Here is a 15,229-nt window from a genome sequence, read left to right as displayed (position 1 = left end):
GTGAAACGACTTTGCGCCGATGATAGTGCTGCAACCAGTGTGAAAGTAGGTTATCGTCAGGCTAGTTATATGAAAAAGCCCGCTCAGTGATCTGAGCGGGCTTTTTTACGTTCATAAAAACCCCACCAGGGCGAGGATATGCAATGCGAATCCGAGCAGTGGGGTTTTTTGCTTTGTGCGACCGAACTCTCCTTTATTCGTCGTCTGTATCCCGAAAGGGTAATTTTCGCCAAGCACCGTTTGATGCTCATCCAAGTCCCTATACTGCATTTCATGCAAAACATTCAGGACAAGACGATGACCCTCAAGCGCCCGACTTCCCCCATCACCGCCCTCTGCGCCGGCCTTTTCATGTCGCAAGCGGCATGGGCGAATTCCTTGCCGGCAGGCTGCGACATGCGCGAACAGGCACATATACCGCTCAGATTCGCGGACGACTTGCGCCCGGTCGGTGAAGCCACGATCAATGGCAGCATCGTTCCTGCCATGCTGAGCACCGGGGCCGGCGAATCCCTCGTTTTCAACCAGAAAATCCTGGAGCGTCTCGGCATCGAGGTACGCCATACGACCAGCAAGCTGGACGTTGAAGATGCGCGCAATCCGACGAACGTTGACCTTTACGTGGACTTTTCGCATGCAAACATCAAGGATTTCTCGATCGGACCGGTCAAGGGGAAAGGCGGCACCTACAAGGTCGAGAACTTCACGGACGACACCTATGGGGTACGCGTCGGCGCCGGCATGCTTCTCCAGAACGACCTGGAAATCGCTCTCGACGCCGGCTACCTGAAGTCCTTCAATCCGACTGGCTGCATCGGGGCGCATTTGGCCTATTGGGATCCGCAGGCGGTATCGGTCCTCGCCATGTGGGACCCCTGGAAGCGCGACGCCCGGGTCGTCTTTACCGCAACGATTGGGGGGAAGCCCATTCACGCCTTGCTGTCCACCGCAACGCCATATTCCTACGTGCCGAAAGCTGCGGCGGTCAGGCTTGGATTGACGCCGGACTCGCCTGGCGCGACGCGCGAGGCGCCTCTGCCCGGACATGCCGCAGACAAGCCGGTATGGAAGCTTCCGGTTCCGCTGATGTCGATCGGCCAACTCGAGGTCAAGGACCTGGATCTGCGCCTGATGGACCTGAGCCATGAAGGAGAAGTACTGGTATTGGGCGCGGACTTCCTGCATCGCCATCGTGTCTATGTCGCCATGGAGCAGAAGCGCATCTATTTTTCCCCTATCACCACGCCGCAGCCTCGCAAACGCGGTTCAGTCCAGGTGATTCCGCAAGCGCTGAACTGATGCAGGATGCTGCCGGGAAAGCAGGTTAGCAAACGTAAAATCCATTTGAAGCCAGCCTGCGTGGACCTAGACTGAACTCAGGTTCACCGTTAGGGGGCTCAGATGACTGCTCGAAGCGTACATGGTTTGAAACGATGCGTAGCCGCACTATTGCTGGCTGCTGGACTCGGCGGTTGTGCGGTCTATGGACCGCCCTACGCCGGCTACGATCCGTATTACGGTGGCGGCTATTCCGGCTATTCCGGCTATTCCGGCTATTCCGGCTATTCCGGCTATTCCACCTACGTGGGCCCGCCGGTTGAAGTGAATCTCGGACTCGGCTACTACGGGGGCTCGCGCCACGGTTACCACCGCGGCCATGGCTGGCGTGACGGCCGCGGCCACCACGATGGCCGCGGCTGGGGACGCGGCCGGGGCCGTGGCCGTCATTGACGGTTTTTCCTCGATCAGCCTGAAGCCCGTCGTCCATCGACGGGCTTTTTGGTTTGCGCGGCCTTTATACTGCGGGATTTGCATTCCTGAGGACCCACCATGCGCCGTTTGCTCGCCGCCATCCTTGCCTGCCTGCCCCTGTCCACCTTCGCAGCCGCGACGCCGGCCGCCGCTGTCGCCGAGTTGTGGCAAGCCTCGAGCCATGCGCCTGGCGTCGCGGCCGACGCGGACCGGCTGCAGCGGCTCTTCCGCGAGGAAGCGATCGTTGCCGGCGGCGTCTACCGCGACGGCCAGCCGCGCTTTCAGTCGATCAAGGCTGCGGACTTCATTGCCGACCAGCGCCGGGTACGGCCGTACGGCTTCTACGAATGCGAAGTCGTGCGCGACGTAAAGGAATACGATCGCTTCGCGACCGTTTACAGCGTCGTCGAAACCCGCCGCGATCCCAAGGCCGCGAAGGCCGACTACACGGGCGTGAACAGCATCCAGCTCTATCGAGATGAGGACGGCTGGAAGATCGTCTCGCTGTATTACCACGTCGCGCCGCCGGGCGTGACGGTTCCGCTTGATGGCGGTAAAACGGGTGTCTGCCTCGGCGCATAAGGGTTTCCATTCTCTAAGGCAATATTCAGGTATCCCAACCTGGAGAACGCCCATGAACGACGCAAGCGTAGAGCACGGCCTGGCCGACAAACTGATCGGACCGGTCTCCACCATCATCGACAGGAAGCGCGAGGAGTTGATGCCCATGCTGGCAGGCGGCGCCGGCCAGGCCGCGCAGCATGCCCTGCGCGACGACGAATGCGTGCGCAAGGTGGCGACATTCTGTTATCCCTTGTTGCCAGGCCTGGTCAGGCTGGCGGTGAAGGAACCCGTGTTCGTCAACTTCGTGATGAACAACCGCGAGAAGGTGCTGGGCCGCCTCGCTTCGTCAAGCTAGCGGCCGGCCGTCGGCACTCAGGCCTCGGCAACCGGCTCCGCTTCCTTGGCCTTGGCCTGGCCGCGGCTGATGCTGTCGCCGTCGTTGCGGCGCAGGCGCCAGAATACGCTTGATGACAGCAGCGTCAGCACCGCCAGCGTCGCGAATCCGTGGTGCAGGGCCTGCACCACCTGATCCCGGTTGTCCTGCGCCACCGGTCCCAGGAACCAGGCGGTCACGATCGAACCTGCGGCCAGGCCGAAGCTCATCGACAGCTGCTGGAAGGAGCTCGACATCGTGCTCGCCATGCTGGTGTCCTGCGGCTCGATGTCGGCATAGGCCAGCGTGTTCATGCTCGAGAACTGCAGCGAATTGAAGAAGCCCTGGGCCAGGCTGATGGCGACGATGACGTAGAAGGGCGTGCCGGGGCCGACCAGGGTGAACATCGCGATCGTCAGGCCGATGAGCACCGTGTTCACGGTCAGTACCTGGCGGTAGCCGAAGCGCGCCAGCAGCCTGGGCGCGAACATCTTCATGCCCATCGCCGCCGCGGCGGCCGGCATCATCAACAGGCCCGACTGCCAGGCCGGCAGGCCCAGCCCCAGCTGGTACAGCAGCGGCAGCAGGAAGGGCAGGGCGCCCACGCCCAGCCGGGTGAGGAAGCCGCCCGCCACCGAGATGCGGAAGGTGCGCACCTTGAACAGGGTCAGGCGCAGCAGCGGATGCTTGATGCGCAGCGCATGCCAGGCATAGGTGCCCAGCAGGCCGAGGGACAGGGCCAGCAGCAGGGCGGCCGTGAATGCGTCGAGGGTGTGCTCGCCGAAGACTTCGAGCAGCCAGGACAGGATCGCCGTGCCGCTGCTGAACAGGAGCAGGCCGATGACGTCGAGCGGCCGCTTCTCGTGGCCACGGTAGTCGGGCATGTGCTTCCAGACCAGGTAGAGCGCCGCCAGGCCCACCGGCACGTTGATGAAGAAGATCACGCGCCACGAGGTCCAGTGCACGATCAGCCCGCCGACCGTCGGGCCCAGCAGCGGTCCGATCAGGGCCGGGATGATCACGAAATTCATCGCCGCCAGCAGTTCGCTCTTGGGGAAGGTGCGCACGATGGCCAGGCGGCCGACCGGCATCATCATTGCGCCGCCCAGGCCCTGCAGCAAGCGCGCGGCCGTCAGCATGCTCGCGTCGACGGACAGTCCGCACAGGATCGAGGCAATGGTAAAGATCGAGATGGCGATGAAGAACACGCGCCGGGTGCCGAAGCGGTCCGCCATCCAGCCGCTGAGCGGGATCCCGACCGCCAGGCCAAGGATGTAGCTGGTAACCACCGACTTCAGGCTCAGCGGCGTGACCTGCAGGCTGGCCGCGATGCTCGGGATGGCGGTATTGACGACGGTGGCGTCGAGCTGCTCCATGAACAGGGCGGTCGCGACGAGCCACGGCAGATAGCGTTTGATGGTGCTCGGATCAGTCAAGCGGGCCTCGTGAAACCGGCAGGCCGGGCGGCCCGCCTCGGCCCGATTGTGTCATAGATCGCGACCCTGCCACGCCACACTTAGAACCTATCCCAGTAGGAAATGAGTCGCTTTCGGCGCGCCTGACAAGCGGGGGCGGCGTTGCTCGTCGTTGCATGGCTAGCCATGCGGCCTCCTCGCGCCTTGCCCGCGCTTGCCATGCATCGCCGCCAGCTTCCTCCTTCCTACTGGAATAGGTTCTTAGAACCGGTAGGCCGCCTTGGCGACGATCCAGTTTGCGCCCCCGTTCGGACTCTTGATGCTGGCGTTCGAGTAATGCTGGTACCTCAGGCCGAAATCCCATTTGGCGGTGGTGTAGCCCACGCCGATGTGGTCGCCGAACTGGAAGGCGGTGGACAGTTCCTTGTCTTCGTTCTTGTACAGCGTGGAGAACAGGTTCACGCCGATGCCGATCTCGCCATACAGGCCGAGCTTGCTGTCGCTCTGGTAGCGCAATACCGGGGTGAAGCCGACCACGGCGATGTTCTTGGTTCGGCCCGGCACATTCTGGTAGGCGCGCAGGCGCCACAGCGCCAGGTTGGTTTCCCAGTAGCCCGACAGGTGGTAGCCGTTGCGGGCGAACCAGCGCTGGTCCCAGTCGTTCTGGACGGCCACGCGCAGCATGCGCTGCTGGGGATTGGTGCCGAACTCGATCGACGCCGAGTCGGCCCAGCCGCCGAGAGCCTGGGCGTGGGCTGCTCCGGCGCCGACAGCAAGCGCGAGGGTGACGGCAATGCCGGCAAAGTTTTTCGCAGTAGGCATGTTCTTCTTTCTTGGCAGCGATGAAATATTGTGCAATGCATTATTGTACTAGCGAGAACAAATTGGCGCTGTCCGCCACCTTGCGCTGTTGCGCGGGTATGATAGACGCCCCGCAGAACGCACATCTTTTTCTACTGTCGCATGACCGAACCGACCAGCACCCCCCTGTATCCGCTTGCCGCGCCGACCCAGCAGCAGGTGGCGCCCACCGTCTTGCCGCATGATCCGGTAGCGGAGCACATTGCCGTCCACCTCGGCCGGATCGACACCGTCTTCCACGATACCATCGCCGACCCGGTGCAGGTCGACATCCATGTGGTGCCGGCCAACGAGCGCATACCCTTCCTGCGCCTGGTCACCTCCGGCATGAGCAGCCGCCCCATGACGGTGCCGGAAGGCGCGCCGCCCTTCGGCGAACTGATGATGGCATTGCCCGCGGACTGGAAGCTCGACGAAGCGTCGGTGCGCGACGAGCGCTGGTACTGGCCGGTGGCGCTGCTGCGCCATCTGGCCCACTATCCGCACCAGCACGCGACCTGGCTCGGCCTCGGCCACACGGTGCCGAACGGCGCACCGGCCAAGCCCTACGCCAAGGGCGTCGAATTCACCGGCGCCATCCTGCTGCCGCCGGCCTCGGCGCCGGACGCCTTCGCGGCGCTCGAGCGCGACGGCAAGGACATCTATTTCCACTGCGTGGTGCCGCTGTACCAGGCGGAAATGAACCTGGTCAAGCGCAAGGGCTTCCCGGCGCTGCTGGACGGTTTCAACGACAAGGGCGTGACCGACCTGGTCGTCCCGGGCCGCAAGAACACCGTCAAGAAGTTCCTCGGACTGTTCTGATGACAAGCATCGCCTTCCTCGGGATCGGCCTGATGGGAAGGCCGATGGCGCTCCGCCTGGCCCGGGCCGGCTACCCGGTGCGCGCTTGGAACCGGACATTCGCCAAGGCCGAGGCGCTGCGCGGCAGCGGGGCGCAAGCCATGGCGGACCTGGGCGAGGCGGTGCGTGGCGCGCAGGTGGTCATTTCCATGCTCGAGGCGGGCCCGGTGGTAGGCGAGGTGATCGACGCCGCCTTGCCCGCGCTCACGCCGGGCATGCTGTGGATCGATATGAGCTCGACCCGCCGTGACGAAGCGCTCGCCTTCCATGCGCGCCTGATGGCGCAGGGCTGCCGCTTCGTCGATGCGCCGGTGTCGGGCGGCGTCGGCGGCGCCGAAGCGGGAACCTTGGCCATCATGGCCGGTGGCGAGCCGGCGGATGTTGACCAAGTGGTCAATATTCTCGAGGCGATGGGCACGCCTCGGCGTGTGGGACCGGTGGGCAGCGGGCAGGTGGCCAAGCTGTGCAACCAGCTGATCGTCGGCGCCACGCTGAACGTCGTGGCCGAGGCGCTGCTGCTGGCGCAGGCGGCCGGGGCCGATCCCGCGGCGGTGCGCGAGGCGATCGGCGGCGGGTTTGCGGGCAGCCGGATCCTCGAGGTGCACGGGCAGCGCATGCTGGAGCGGAATTTCGTGCCGGGCGGGCAGGTCAAGAGCCAGCTGAAGGATTTACGGAACGTGCTGGCGGCGGCGGCGGCGGCCGGGTTGACGCTGCCGGTGACGGAGCTGGTGACGCGGCAGTACGAGACGATCGAAGAGGCCTTGCCGACGGCGGATCATGCGGCGGCCTTGCTGGCGCTGGAGCAGATGAATCCTGGCCTACGGCTGGGCAGCTTGAAAGACCAGCTCCCGTAGGGTGGGCAAGTTCCTTGCCCACGCGGTCAACCAGCAGTAGAACAGCCGAGCAGGCAGCATCACCGTGATTTGAACGCGTGGGCGGCATAGCCGCCCACCCTACGAAAATCAAGCCTTCGGCAGGCTCATCTCCACCAATCTCACCCAATAACTCGCCCCGATCGGCAGCAAATTGTCATTGAAGTCATAACTGGTGTTATGCAGCTGGCACGGCCCCAGCCCATGCCCGCCTGCGCGGTGCGCCCCGTCGCCATTGCCGAGAAACACATAGCACCCCGGCTTCTCCTGCAGCATGAAGGCAAAGTCTTCCGCCCCCATGGTCGGCTCGACCTGCGTATCCACGCGATCCGCCCCCACCACGGCCCGCATCGCCTCGACCGCGAAGGCCGTCTGCTCCGGATGGTTGATCAGCGGCGGGTAATTGCGCTTGAAGCCGAAGTCGACCGAGGCATGGAAGGCCGCGGCAACACCGGTCGCGATCTCTTCCATGCGACGCTGGATCAGGTCCAGCACGCCGGTCGAGAAGGTGCGCACGGTGCCCACCAGTTCCGCTTCGTCGGGAATCACGTTGGTGGCGCTGCCCGCGTGGATCTGGGTGATCGACAGCACCGCCGATTCCAGCGGGTTCTTTTCGCGCGACACGATGGTCTGCCAGGCCTGGGCGATCTGCACCGCCACCATCACCGGATCGATGCCGCGGTGCGGCTGCGCCGCATGGGCGCCCTTGCCGCGCACGGTCACGCGGAATTCGTTACTGGAAGCCATCATCGGCCCGGACACCACGCCGAAGTGCCCTTCCGGGATGCCCGGCCAGTTGTGCATGCCGTACACCGCGTCCATCGGGAATTGTTCGAACAATCCCTCGTCCATCATGCGGCGCGCGCCGCCGCCGCCTTCCTCGGCCGGCTGGAAGATCAGGTAGACGGTGCCGTCGAAGTTGCGGTGCCGCGCCAGGTGCTGGGCGGCGCCGAGCAGCATGGCGGTGTGGCCATCGTGGCCACAGGCGTGCATCTTGCCTGGATGGCGCGAGGCGTGGGCGAAGCCATTGATCTCTTGCATGGGCAGCGCATCCATGTCGGCGCGCAGGCCGATCGCGCGATTCGACGTGCCGTTCTTCACGATGCCCACCACGCCGGTCACGCCCAGGCCGCGCACGATCGGGATGCCCCATTCCGTCAGCTTGGCCGCCACCACGTCGGCGGTGCGCTGCTCTTCGTAGCACAGTTCCGGGTGCGCATGCAGGTCGCGCCGAATTTCCTGAAGTTCCGGCAGATAGGCCAGGATTGGTTCAACGAGTTTCATCTGTCCCTCCGTTTTTTGTCATGCTTGCATTGCATGCCTTGAACCATTGTAGCCTGCCTCAAACAAGCAGTGAAAGAGGAGGGGACGGACCTCACCAAGATCGTATAAAGTATTGGTTTCACGAAGTATTTTCCGTCGATTCCACTCCATGCCAGTTACACAAGTCCGCGCCGCCTGCCCCCACGATTGCCCCGATACCTGCGCCATCCTCGTCACCGTCGACGATGGCGTGGCGCTTGACGTGAAGGGCGATCCGGAGCACCCGACCACCGCGGGCGTGCTGTGCACCAAGGTGTCGCGCTACGTCGAGCGCACCTACCACCCGGACCGCGTGCTGTACCCGATGCGCCGCGTCGGCCGCAAGGGCGAAGGAAAATTCGAGCGCATCACCTGGAGCGAAGCGATCGACGAGATCGCGACGCGTTTCCAGGAAATCGCCGCGCGCGACCCGCAAGCCATTCTCCCCTACAGCTATGCCGGGACCATGGGACTGGTCCAGGGCGATTCGATGTCCTTACGCTTCTTCAACAAGCTCGGGGCCTCGCAGCTGGACCGCACCATCTGCGCCACCGCCGGCGCCACCGGCTACAAGTACACCATCGGCGGCTCGATCGGCACCGACATCGAGCACTTCCAGGATGCCAGGCTGATCCTGATCTGGGGCGGCAACCCGATCGCCTCCAACCTGCACCTCTGGATGCGCGTGCAGGAAGCCAAGCGCCGCGGCGCCAGGCTGGTCGCCATCGACCCCTACCGCTCGCTGACGGCCGAGAAGTGCCACCAGCACATTGCCCTGTTGCCCGGCACGGACGCCGCGCTGGCGCTGGGCATGATGCACGTCCTGATCGCCGAAGACCTGGTCGACCACGACTACGTGGCGAAGTACACGCTGGGCTACGAAGAGCTGAAACAGCGCGCGCTGGAATGGACGCCGGAGCGCACCGCCGAGACCTGCGGCATCACGGCCGGTGAGGTGGTCGAACTGGCGCGCCTGTACGGCCAGACCGCGAAGAGCGGCGAGGGCGCGGCGATCCGCATGAACTACGGCCTGCAGCGCGTGCGCGGCGGCGGCATGGCGGTGCGCAATATCGCCTGCCTGCCGGCACTTGTCGGCGCCTGGCGCCACAAGGCGGGCGGGGTGCAGCTGTCGACCTCGGGTTCCTTCCCGGCCAACCGCCCCTTCCTGCAGCGCCCGGACCTCTTGGGGGGCCGCATGCCGCGCACCATCAACATGACCACCATCGGCGACGACCTGCTCAAGGAGGCCTCGCCCGAATTCGGCCCGAAGATCGAAGCCGTGGTCGTCTACAACGCCAACCCGCTGGCGATCGCCCCGGATTCCGCGAAGGTACAACAGGGCTTCGAACGCGAAGACCTGTTCACCGTGGTGCTGGAACACTTCCAGACCGACAGTGCGGACTATGCCGACATCCTGCTGCCGGCCACTACCCAGCTCGAGCACGTCGATGCGCACCTGGCCTACGGCCACCTGTACATGATGGCGAACAACGCGGCCATTGCGCCGATCGGCGAAGCCAAACCGAACACCGAGTTCTTCCGCCTGCTGGCCGCGCGCATGGGCTTCGACGACCCCTGTTTCCAGGAGACCGACGACGAACTGGCCGCCCAGGCTTTCGATAAGCGCCACGAGCGCGCGGTGCACTTCGACTGGGACGCGCTCAAGCGCAAGGGCTGGCAAAAACTCGCCATGCCGGAAGCGCCCTTCGCCGAAGGCGGCTTCCCGACCCCGTCGGGCAAGTGCGAATTCTACTCAAGCAGCATGGCGCGCGACGGGCTCGACCCGGTCCCGGCCTATATTCCGCCGTACGAATCCCCCGCCTCCAATCCGGAGCTTGCCAGGAAGTACCCGCTGGCGATGATCTCTCCTCCGGCAAGGAACTTCCTCAACTCGACCTTTGTCAATGTACAGAGCCTACGCGCAACTGAGGGTGAGCCGCACCTCGACATCCACCCGAACGACGCCGCACGACGCGGCATCCTTCACGGTGACATGGCGCGTATCTTCAACGACCGCGGCTCGTTCGTTGCCCGTGCACGCGTCACCGACAAGGCGCGCGAAGGGCTGGTGGTGGGCTTGTCGATCTGGTGGAAGAAACTCGCCAGCGACGGCAAGAACGCCAATGAAGTGACCAGCCAGCGACTGACCGACATGGGCAGGGCGCCCACTTTCTACGACACCCTGGTGCAGGTCGAAATGGCCGCGCCCTCAACGCGAGATGAAATCCACCACTAGATTTTCCCGGGCCTTCCGGCCATTCATGGCCGCCGCCGCCGCGGCCATGATGTTGTCAAGCTGTACATCCCTTTCCTACTACACCCAGGCCGCGCAAGGCCAGCTCGAACTGCTGACGGATTCCCGTTCGATCGATGCCTGGCTGGCCGATCCTTCCACCAATACCAAGCTGCGCCACCGCCTGGAAGCGGCGCGCCAGATCCGCCGCTACGCGATCCAGGAAATGAAGCTGCCCGACAACGGCAGCTACACCAACTTCACCAACATCAAGCGCCCCTACGTGCTGTGGAACGTGGTCGCCACGCCGGAACTGTCGCTCAAGCCCCTGCAGTGGTGCTTCCCGGTGGCCGGCTGCGTGAACTACCGCGGCTACTACAGCAAGCAGGAAGCCCAGGCCTACGCGAAACAGCTGCGCAGCCAGGGCCACGACGTGGAAGTGGGCGGCGTCAGCGCTTATTCGACCCTGGGCTGGTTCAGCGATCCCCTGATCTCGACTTTCATCCACTACCCCGATGCCGAGCTGGCGCGCCTGATCTTCCATGAACTGGCGCACCAGGTGGTGTACGTGCCGGGCGATTCGAAGTTCAACGAGTCCTTCGCCAGCGCGGTCGAACAGGCCGGCGTCGAGGGCTGGCTGGAACGCTTCGGCAACCAGGCCATGGTGGAGTCCTTCGAGCGCTATACGGTGCGCAAGAAGGATTTCATGGCGCTGCTGGTGCGCTACCGCGGCGAGCTGGAGAACACTTATGCCAGCGACATGAGCCGCGACGAGAAGCGCGCCACCAAGGCCAGGTTGTTCATGGCGCTGAAGGACGACTACCAGGTGCTGAAGGCGAACTGGGGCGGCTACGCGGGCTACGACCGCTTCTTCGCCGAGCCGCTGTCGAACGCCCACCTGGCCTCGATCGCCACCTACAACGACTTCGTGCCGGCCTTCCGCGCGCTGCTGCGCAAGGAGCGCAGCTGGACCGCCTTCTACAAGTCGGTCAACCGGATCGCCAAGCTCGACAAGACCGAGCGCCACCGCGTGCTGGCCAGGCTGGCGGCGCCGGCCCCGACCGCGCCGCTCGTGGTGCAGCGCACCATGGGCGAGGTCGCCAGTACGGGGAAATAAACGCATATAGAGGACCCGTTCCAATCGACTTAAAAGAACTTGCGCGCATTGGCGCTGCCCGATAGCATCACAAACAGGCGATAGCAAAGGCGCAATCCTGGACTGCGCACGCTCGGACCACCACGATAACTATTCGAGACAAAAGGGCATCCGATGGACAAAATTTGGCTGAAGTCGTACCCCCCGAACGTACCAAGCGAGATCAACCCTGACCAGTACGCGTCGCTGGTGCACATGCTGGAGGAATCCTTCAGCAAGTACGCCGACCGCAACGCGTACGTGTGCATGGACAAGTTCCTCACCTACGGCGAGCTGGATGCCTATTCGAAGAAGCTGGCGGGCTGGCTTCAGAGCCGCGGCATGGAGCGCGGCGCGCGGGTGGCGATCATGATGCCGAACGTGCTGCAGTACCCGATCGCGATCGCGGCCGTGCTGCGCGCCGGCTACACCGTGGTCAACGTCAACCCGCTGTACACGCCGCGCGAGCTCGAGCACCAGATCAAGGATTCGGGCAGCGAGGCGATCATCGTGCTCGAGAACTTCGCGAACACGGTGCAGCAGGTGATGGGCAAGACCCCGCTCAAGCACGTGGTCGTGGCGAGCATGGGCGAGATGCTGGGCGGCGCCAAGGGGATGCTGGTTAACTTCGTGGTCCGCAACATCAAGAAGATGGTGCCGGAGTACTCGCTGCCGAACATGGTGCGCTTCAAGGAGGCGCTGTCGCAGGGCGCGAAGATGCCGTTCTCGAAGGTCGAGCTGAAGTCCTCGGACATCGCCTTCCTGCAGTACACCGGCGGCACCACCGGCGTGTCGAAAGGCGCGACGCTGACGCACCGCAACGTGATCGCCAACGTGCTGCAGACCGAAGCCTGGTCGGCGCCGGCGATGGGCCAGTCGAGCGAGCAGACCGTGATCGTCTGCGCGCTGCCGCTGTACCACATCTTCGCGCTGACGGCCTGCGCGATGTGGGGCATGCGCACCGGCGCGCTGAACATCCTGATCGTGAACCCGCGCGACATCCCGGGCTTCATCAAGGAGCTCGGCAAGTACAAGATCAACATGCTGCCGGCCGTGAACACGCTGTACAACGCCCTGGTGAACCACCCGGACATCACGAGCGTGGACTTCTCGGGCCTGAAGGTGTCGAACGGCGGCGGCATGGCGGTGCAGAAGGCCGTCAACGACAAGTGGAAGCAGATCACGGGCACCGCGATCATCGAAGGCTACGGCCTGTCGGAGACCGCGCCGGTGGCCACCTGCAACCGCGCCGACGTGAAGGAATTCACCGGCACCATCGGCCTGCCGATCCCGTCCACGGACATCGCGATCCTGGACGACGAAGGCAAGCCGATGGGCGTCGGCCAGATCGGCGAGATCGCGATCCGCGGCCCGCAGGTGATGGCGGGCTACTGGAACCGCCCGGACGAAACCGCCAAGGTCATGACGCCGGACGGCTTCTTCAAGTCGGGCGACGTCGGCATCATGGACGCGGACGGCTACGTGAAGATCGTCGACCGCAAGAAGGACATGATCCTGGTCTCGGGCTTCAACGTCTACCCGAACGAGCTGGAAGGCGTGATCGCCGGCCATCCGGGCGTGCTGGAATGCGCCGTGATCGGCGTGCCGGACGAGCATTCCGGCGAAGCGGTGAAGGTGTTCGTGGTGCGCAAGGACCCGAACCTGACCGCCGAGCAGCTGATGGACTACTGCAAGCAGCAGTTCACCGGCTACAAGAAACCGAAGTACATCGAGTTCCGCGACGAGCTGCCGAAGACCAACGTCGGCAAGATCCTGCGCCGCGCATTGCGGGACGAGAAGAAGCAGGCGGAAACCGCCTGACGGCAGCGTGACGGCCGGCGTACCATGCCGGCCCGTGGAAGCCGCCCGTATCCCGGGCGGCTTCGCGTTTTAATGGACAGCATCAGATACAGAAGGTGAGGCACGGATGGACAAGTTTTGGCTCAAGTCGTATGAGAGCGGGGTACCTGCGCAGATCGACCCCACGCAGTACCGCTCCCTGACGCATCTGCTGGAGGAGGCGTTCCGCAAGTACGCCGACCGCCCGGCCTATGCGTGCATGGGCAAGACGCTCAGCTTCGCCGAACTGGACCGCCTGTCCGGCCGCATGGCGGCCTGGCTGCAGGGCCGCGGCCTGCAACCGGGCGCGCGCGTGGCCATCATGCTGCCGAACGTGCTGCAGTACCCGGTGGCGATGGCCGCCGTACTGCGCGCCGGCTACGTGATCGTCAACGTCAATCCGCTCTACACCCCGCGCGAGCTGCAGCACCAGCTGAGCGACTCGGGCGCCGAGGCCATCGTGGTGCTGGAGAACTTCGCACACACGCTGGAGCAGGTGATTGGCAACACCCAGGTCAAGCACGTGGTCGTGGCCAGCATGGGCGACCTGCTGGGCGGCCTGAAGGGCACGCTGGTCAACCTGGTGGTCCGGAAGGTCAAGAAGATGGTGCCGGCCTGGTCGCTGCCCGGGTCGATCGGCTTCAAGCGCATGCTCGCGCAGGCCCAGGGCGCGACCCTGCGTCCGGTCGCCACCGGCCACGACGACATCGCCTTCCTGCAGTACACCGGCGGCACCACCGGCGTATCGAAAGGCGCCGTGCTGCTGCACAAGCACGTGATCGCCAACGTGCTGCAGAACGAAGCCTGGTTCGCCCCGACCCTGGGCAAGATGAAGGCCGGCGAGCAGGCGCAGTTCGTGTGCGCGCTGCCGCTGTACCACATCTATGCGCTGACCGTGTGCGCCCTGCTGGGCCTGCGGGTGGGCGGCATGAACCTGCTCATTCCGAACCCGCGCGACATCCCGGGCTTCATCAAGGAGCTGGGCGGCTACCGCATCAACATCTTCCCGGCCGTGAACACGCTGTACAACGGCCTGGTGAACAACCCTGAATTCGCCAAGCTCGACTTCTCGGGTCTCCTGGTGTGCCCGGGCGGCGGCATGGCGGTGCAAAAAGCCGTCGCGGACAAGTGGCTCTCCATCACCGGCATCCCCATCGTCGAAGGCTACGGCCTGTCCGAGACCTCGCCGGTGGTCACCGCGAACCGCTGCGACATCAGCGACTTCACCGGCACCATCGGCCTGCCGCTGCCCTCGACCGAGATCCGCATCCTGGACGAAGCCGGCAATGAAGTCCCGTTTGGCACCGCCGGCGAGATCGCGGTGCGCGGCCCGCAGGTGATGGCCGGCTACTGGCAGCGCGACGACGAGACCGCCAAGGTCATGACCCCGGATGGCTTCTTCAAGACCGGCGACGTCGGCATCATGGACGAGCAGGGTTACACCCGCATCGTCGACCGCAAGAAGGACATGATCCTGGTCTCGGGCTTCAACGTGTACCCGAACGAGATCGAAGGCGTGGTCGCGGCGATGCCGGGCGTGCTGGAAGTGGCCTGCGTGGGCGTGCCGGACAAGAATTCGGGCGAGGCGGTCAAGCTGTACATCGTCAAGAAGGATGCGTCCCTCACCAGCGAGCAGGTGATGGCCTTCTGCAAGGAGCAGTTCACGGGCTACAAGCGTCCCAAGTACGTGGAGTTCCGCGAGACGCTGCCGAAGACCAACGTGGGCAAGATCCTGCGGCGCGAACTGCGCGACGAGAAGACCTCGGCGTGAGCTAAGACTGCGCAAGCCAAACTTGGGTCCCGGCCTGCGCCCACTGCTGTCCGGGATAATTTCATCTAGCCGAAGATCGTCGTTCCCGCGTAGGCGGGAACCCAATTTTGGGTGAAATATCGTGGCCCGCGATAGCGGCCCGCAACAGGATTGGGTTCCGGCCTTCGCCCACTGCTGTCCGGGATAATTTCATCTAGCCGGAAATCGTCGTTCCCGCGTAGGCGGGAACCCAATTTTGGGTGAAATATCCTGGCCTGCGATAGCGGCCCGCA

General features: G+C 64.3%; 13 protein-coding genes. 10 read left to right on the top strand and 3 right to left on the bottom strand.

Going from position 1 to position 15,229, the window contains the following annotated elements:
- The first annotated feature begins 138 nt into the window (after positions 1 to 138).
- The 4 genes from ACK4S9_RS22465 to ACK4S9_RS22450 all read left to right on the top strand — a co-directional run bounded on the left by ACK4S9_RS22465 (position 139) and on the right by ACK4S9_RS22450 (position 2,671).
- The gene (locus tag ACK4S9_RS22465) at positions 139 to 1,299 is read left to right on the top strand and encodes a retropepsin-like aspartic protease (RefSeq protein WP_409730052.1); all 1,161 of its coding nucleotides are present in this window, start codon (positions 139 to 141) and stop codon (positions 1,297 to 1,299) included.
- Positions 1,300 to 1,425: 126 nt separating this feature from the next.
- Positions 1,426 to 1,731, top strand: coding sequence for a hypothetical protein (locus tag ACK4S9_RS22460; RefSeq protein WP_409730050.1), 306 nt, complete (start codon positions 1,426 to 1,428; stop codon positions 1,729 to 1,731).
- A gap of 99 nt (positions 1,732 to 1,830) precedes the next feature.
- Complete coding sequence (locus ACK4S9_RS22455) at positions 1,831 to 2,334, top strand: hypothetical protein (RefSeq protein ID WP_409730048.1); 504 nt, start codon at positions 1,831 to 1,833, stop codon at positions 2,332 to 2,334.
- A gap of 52 nt (positions 2,335 to 2,386) precedes the next feature.
- Entirely contained in the window at positions 2,387 to 2,671 is a 285-nt protein-coding gene (locus ACK4S9_RS22450; RefSeq protein ID WP_409730046.1) for a hypothetical protein, read from the top strand.
- Between the two features lie 17 nt (positions 2,672 to 2,688).
- On the opposite strand, the gene ACK4S9_RS22445 is transcribed toward ACK4S9_RS22450, so the two are convergent.
- Positions 2,689 to 4,125, bottom strand: coding sequence for a DHA2 family efflux MFS transporter permease subunit (locus tag ACK4S9_RS22445; protein WP_409730044.1), 1,437 nt, complete (start codon positions 4,123 to 4,125; stop codon positions 2,689 to 2,691).
- Between the two features lie 240 nt (positions 4,126 to 4,365).
- Positions 4,366 to 4,926 (bottom strand): acyloxyacyl hydrolase, encoded by a 561-nt coding sequence (locus ACK4S9_RS22440; protein ID WP_409730042.1) that lies wholly within the window; start codon positions 4,924 to 4,926, stop codon positions 4,366 to 4,368.
- Positions 4,927 to 5,067: 141 nt separating this feature from the next.
- Between ACK4S9_RS22440 and ACK4S9_RS22435 the strand changes: the two genes are divergently transcribed.
- Positions 5,068 to 5,766 carry a suppressor of fused domain protein gene (locus tag ACK4S9_RS22435; protein ID WP_409730040.1) on the top strand — a complete coding sequence of 233 codons (699 nt, stop codon included), beginning with the start codon at positions 5,068 to 5,070 and terminating at the stop codon, positions 5,764 to 5,766.
- Positions 5,766 to 6,659: an NAD(P)-dependent oxidoreductase gene (locus ACK4S9_RS22430; RefSeq protein ID WP_409730038.1), complete on the top strand. Its 894-nt coding sequence runs from the start codon at positions 5,766 to 5,768 to the stop codon at positions 6,657 to 6,659. Before ACK4S9_RS22435 ends, ACK4S9_RS22430 begins: the two co-directional genes overlap by 1 nt.
- A 108-nt stretch (positions 6,660 to 6,767) precedes the next feature.
- Here ACK4S9_RS22430 and ACK4S9_RS22425 read toward each other — a convergent pair whose 3' ends face one another.
- Entirely contained in the window at positions 6,768 to 7,961 is a 1,194-nt protein-coding gene (locus tag ACK4S9_RS22425) for a M20 aminoacylase family protein (RefSeq protein WP_409730036.1), read from the bottom strand.
- A 148-nt stretch (positions 7,962 to 8,109) separates the two neighbouring features.
- Between ACK4S9_RS22425 and ACK4S9_RS22420 the strand changes: the two genes are divergently transcribed.
- The 4 genes from ACK4S9_RS22420 to ACK4S9_RS22405 all read left to right on the top strand — a co-directional run bounded on the left by ACK4S9_RS22420 (position 8,110) and on the right by ACK4S9_RS22405 (position 14,957).
- A complete protein-coding gene (locus ACK4S9_RS22420) occupies positions 8,110 to 10,215 on the top strand; it encodes a molybdopterin-dependent oxidoreductase (protein ID WP_409730034.1) in 2,106 nt (701 codons plus the stop codon).
- A gap of 25 nt (positions 10,216 to 10,240) precedes the next feature.
- The gene (locus ACK4S9_RS22415; RefSeq protein ID WP_409730054.1) at positions 10,241 to 11,329 is read left to right on the top strand and encodes an aminopeptidase; all 1,089 of its coding nucleotides are present in this window, start codon (positions 10,241 to 10,243) and stop codon (positions 11,327 to 11,329) included.
- A 153-nt stretch (positions 11,330 to 11,482) separates the two neighbouring features.
- Positions 11,483 to 13,168, top strand: coding sequence for a long-chain-fatty-acid--CoA ligase (locus ACK4S9_RS22410; RefSeq protein WP_409730032.1), 1,686 nt, complete (start codon positions 11,483 to 11,485; stop codon positions 13,166 to 13,168).
- A gap of 106 nt (positions 13,169 to 13,274) precedes the next feature.
- Positions 13,275 to 14,957: a long-chain-fatty-acid--CoA ligase gene (locus ACK4S9_RS22405; protein ID WP_409730030.1), complete on the top strand. Its 1,683-nt coding sequence runs from the start codon at positions 13,275 to 13,277 to the stop codon at positions 14,955 to 14,957.
- The last annotated feature ends 272 nt before the right edge of the window (positions 14,958 to 15,229 follow it).

Source organism: Massilia sp. (genome assembly GCF_046293535.1).
Lineage (GTDB): Bacteria > Pseudomonadota > Gammaproteobacteria > Burkholderiales > Burkholderiaceae_D > Telluria.
The sequence above is the reverse complement of the archived record's forward strand: the minus strand, read 5'-3'. Positions and strand labels throughout refer to the sequence as shown.